Source organism: Arhodomonas sp. AD133, assembly GCF_051195215.1.
Classification (GTDB): domain Bacteria; phylum Pseudomonadota; class Gammaproteobacteria; order Nitrococcales; family Nitrococcaceae; genus Arhodomonas.
Genome location: NZ_JBNAZM010000096.1, coordinates 1 through 4,408, shown reverse-complemented (window position 1 = coordinate 4,408; position 4,408 = coordinate 1). Strand labels below are relative to the sequence as shown.

At 70.1% G+C, this 4,408-nt stretch carries 1 protein-coding gene; it reads right to left on the bottom strand.

Going from position 1 to position 4,408, the window contains the following annotated elements; translation table 11 throughout:
- Window positions 1-4,408 (bottom strand): Ig-like domain-containing protein (locus ACPEES_RS22830; RefSeq protein WP_435106712.1); only part of this gene is annotated, 4,408 nt, incomplete at both ends.

Below are 4,408 nucleotides of genomic sequence, written 5' to 3'. Positions count from 1 at the left end.
GGATTGTTCAGGATATCTTTAAAAAGAATCCCGAATCCTTTGGCCAGCGCATATATTCGGCTTGGCCCGGCCGTACGCAGGCCGCGTATCGCCCCTTTCAGGACGCCCAGACTTTGACGCAGTGGCAACGCAATTGGCCCGAGACTCCCCGCCGACACCACGGTGGTGATCGTCAGCGTCGCGCCGACGGCGGCGAAGGTGACTTCGACGTAGGAGATTTCGTCGGTCGCCCCGCGCGCGAGACTCATCAGCGTGTCGGCGAGCACCACGAAGTCGTCGATGCCGGTGACGATGGAGACCAGTTGCGCGCCTGTTTTCGCGACGTCGATGACGGTATCAGCCGCCTCGGCGATGCTGTCGACCAGGCTCGAGAACCAGCCCGAGGTCGTTGTGTCGGTGACGGTCGCGCCCCGGCCCCTGAAGTGGCGGCGCTCCATAGGCGTCATCCGCGCATCGGCACGGGAGATGACGGCGTCGATGAGCCAGTTGCCGTCGTCGCGCTCGAGCTCTAGGGGCTGGTAGCCAGCGGTCGTCTGCCCCGGACGCTGGTAGGTGATGCCAACGTTCTGGGCGCCACCCTGGAACCGCCCCAACGACTGCAGCCCGACGGCGGCCTTGCCGCTGCTGTCGAAGGTGACGCTTCCGGCCGTCTCGCCTGCGCCGCCGAGACTCAGCAGGCTCGTCTCGCTGCTCTCCTCGCCAATGCGCAGATGACTCAGCGATCCGCGCAAGGCGCGGCCGACGACCAGCCGGGAGTCGGCGACGACGAAGCGCCCGGCAAACGGCGCGGTTTGAATCTCTGGCTGCTCCGTGCCTGCCCCGCCCTCGACCTGCAGGCTCACCCGATCACCCGTGAACCGGAAGCCGATCTTGTAGAGTCGCTCGGCCTCGAGGGGTTGGGTGTGACGCAGGCTGTCGCTGCCGGCGTTGGTGGTCACGTCCGCCTGCACGAACGTCTGGCCACTCTCGCGCACCAGCCGTAGGCGGTAGGTAAAGTTGGCCTCGCTGCCCTGGCGGATGAGCGTGGCGCCTGTCCAATCGTCCGGATCACCCACCGACGCGTCGGCCCCGGGGTCCAGGCGCACATTCATGTTGACGAACAGGCCGTCCTCGATGGCGAGGTCGGCCTGCGCGGGGACGTTGAGATGGCCCCCGTCGAAGTGCAGCCCCATGTCATCGATGCTGACATCGCCGACGACGGCCGCGGTGTGCGTGCCATCGGCGCTCGGCGAACCGGGATGCATTCCGCCGGCCGAGTCGTTTAGGGCTCGTAATGGAAAATGCACCGCCGGGGCGGCATTCGGTCGGTTGGGGGTGCCGAGCGCGAGCTCCAACGTCTCGCCGGGTTCGCCGTGGAGCTCTAACTGGGTCGAGGTGTGGTAGCGGTAGCTTTTGGTGCTGCCGTCGGCCTGCTCGATGTCGACGTAACCGTCGGTGGTCGCGTCGCCGACGACGGCCGCCCGCGAGAGCGTGGCCCAGACCGGCCCGGTCCCCTTGTGCTCGATGGGAACGACGGCCTGCTCGCCGGCCACGGAGACGATGACCTCCCCGGTACCCGGCCCCTCTGCGGGCCGGAGCGTGGCGGTCGCTTCGCCGTTGGCAAGGGTCGTCGTGCCGCTGATCTCGCCGCGTGTGCTGAACCAGCGAACGGGCGTGCCATCGGCGGCATCACCCGCGGTCACGGTCAGCTCAGCGGTCTCGGCGCTGCCCACGGTCAGCACGTCCGTGCTGGTCGTGGCGTTGATGCCCAACGCCGTGGTGTTGACCTCGAGCTCGCCGAGCGCTTCGTCACCGGCGACGACTTCGATGTCGAAGCTGCCCACCAGTTGCCCGCTGCTAATGGTCGTGGACACCTTGCCATCCGCCGTGCCGGTCTCCGGCTCGGCCACGGCAATATCGGCATCGCCATCGATCTCCCAGGCGACCTGGGTGCCGTCGGTGACGGCGTTATCGTGGGCGTCGTACACCGAGGCCGTGATGGCGACGGTGCTGGTGTCGTCGGCAGGCAGCACGGCACGGTTCCAACCCAGGTCGACACGGGCGGGGGCGCCCGGGATGACGCGATAGCGGCCGATGATCGCCCTGGTGCCAACGGGATAGCGCGCGCTGGTGGACTCGACGACCTTGACGCCGACGGCGTACACCTTGCCGGCTTCGCGGGGGAGTTCCAGGACGTTCTGGCTGACGCCCGATCCGGTGGTCGTGACATCCTGCGCGAATTCACCACCGTCGCCGTCGACGAACCACTGCAGCGTCACGTCGCTCGGCGCATCGGAGGCAGCGTCGCCGTGCATACCGGGCAATAGCGCGGTCACCTCGATGGCAGGGTCGTCGGCCGAGACCGAGAGGCGACGGGGGGTACCAATCGGCTTGAGCCCAAAGGCGAACTCCCAGAGCACGTTCTCGGTGTCGTTGGCGTCGTAGAGCCGCACGGCGAGGAGATCGTCGGTGCTCAGCTCGGCGAGGTGGGCGGTGTCGTCGAACACCCATTCGCCGGCACCGTTGGCGTGGGCGGTGACCTCTTCCGCCCCCACCGAGAAGACCAGCTCGTGGCCGGGGCCGAGGGCTTCCAGCGGCGCGAACTCGCTGCCGCGGAGGCTGGCGATCAGCCGCAGCGGGTCCAGCGGGTCGACCAACGGGGTGTCGCCCTGGTCGCCGGTGAGGTCGATGACCTCGAGCGTGCCGTCCCCCTCACTGCCCTGCTCGAGGCGCTGGGGCTGGAGGTCGAACACGGAGAACTGCATCTCCGGACGGTAGACCCAGGCGTAGGCGGGCTGGGCGTCGTCGGGGAGGTCGGCGTTGGGGTCGGCGCGCTGTTCGCGCGCGAGCGCGTTCGACCGCGCCCGGCTGGCGGGTTCGTCGTAGAGCGCGACCTGGATCGGCACGGCATTGGCGGGCCGGTAGGCGAGCGGCCCCTCGCCGGCGCCGGTGCTCTGGAAGTCGGGGTGGCCGCTCGGCGGCTCGCCGACGACGTGGAGGTAGTAGTGCTGGGCGTCGAGCGGGCCGTCCTGGGGCAGCTGGATGAGCTGCAGGTGCCGCCCCGGCTCCACCGGGAAGTGCGCCACCTGCCCGCTCGCGCTCGCCGGGCCAAGCTGCTCGGGGGCGACCACTTTCGCCAGCCGCGCGGTGTATGCCGGGATCGCCGCGGGGATGGCGCTGCCGTCGTGGTCGAGCCATTCGGTGGTGACCACGAGCTGGCGGTCGCTGGCGAGTCCGGCGCCTTCGAAGCCGACGCGGTGCTCGCGCTCCTCGCCGGCGGTCAGCCCCGCCTCGACGTCGTAGGCGCGGCGCACGTCGACCTTGAGGTTCGGCGGCCGCAGCCGGATGGCGTCGATGGGGAAGTCGATGCGCCCGCCCCCGGCGTCGGGCAGCTTCACGGTGGCGGTGGTGGTGCCGATGTAGCCGCTGGGGCGGTTGATGGCCACGACGGTCACCCGCTCGCCCATGCGCAGGTGGTCGGCTTTGACGTCGTGCAGCGCCGGGTCGGCCTGGGTGGCCGCCTGCCAGTCGCCAAGCAGCCCGGTGGACTGGTCCACCGCCCGTGGCCCGCGCAGCAGCGCGCGGTAGTAGAAGCCGCTCTCGCCGTCTTCGAGGCGGCCGCTGGCGTGGTAGAGCTCTTCTTCGGTGAGCCCTTCGCGGGCCATGAGCAGCTGCCCGTTGGACGCGCGCACGATGTAGAGGTCGGTGTCGGCGAGGTCGGCGGCGGAGAGCTGCTTGACCAGCCCCTGGTGGGTGAGGTCGGGCAGGCGGTCGGGCCGCCGGGTGAGGTCGGGCTCGGTGTCCGGCTGCGGCGGCGCGCCGAACCACACCGCCACCACCTGCTCGGGCTCGCCGTTGTCGGGACTGTAGTCAGGGTTGGCGATGAGCCGCGCGTGCTCGTCGTCGTCCTCGCCATGGGGCAGGCCGTCGCCGTCGAGGTCGAGCTCGGCGAGCAGCCGCGGGCTGAAATCGGGCGCGAGGTAGCTGCGCGCGCTCGGCCCCTGGGGGATGGGGCCGGCGAGCGCGGGCTCGGCCAGCGGCAGCGTCCCCGGCACTTCGTTGACCAGCCGCCCGGCGCCGCTGGCGATGAACGCGGCCACGCCCATGTCGCCTTCGACGTTGACCGTGCTCTGGCTCTGGACGATGCCGCGGGCTTCCATCCACGCCGCCATGCCGATCAGCCCCGGCCCCGGCGGGTAGTCCGCCAGGCCGTTGCAGCTGTCGAACGAGGGGCGGGAGTGGTGGTAGATGCCCCCGCCGCCGGCCGCCTTGGGGCTGAAGTCGGCGAAGCGCAGCACCGCGGTGATCATGACGCGGTGCTGGATGTAGATCCCCGGGCAGGGGCCCATGGTGTACTCGAGGCGGTAGTGGCCGTCCTCGTCGGTGACCGTGGACGTCCCGAACGCCAGCGAGGCGGTCACCTCGGTGC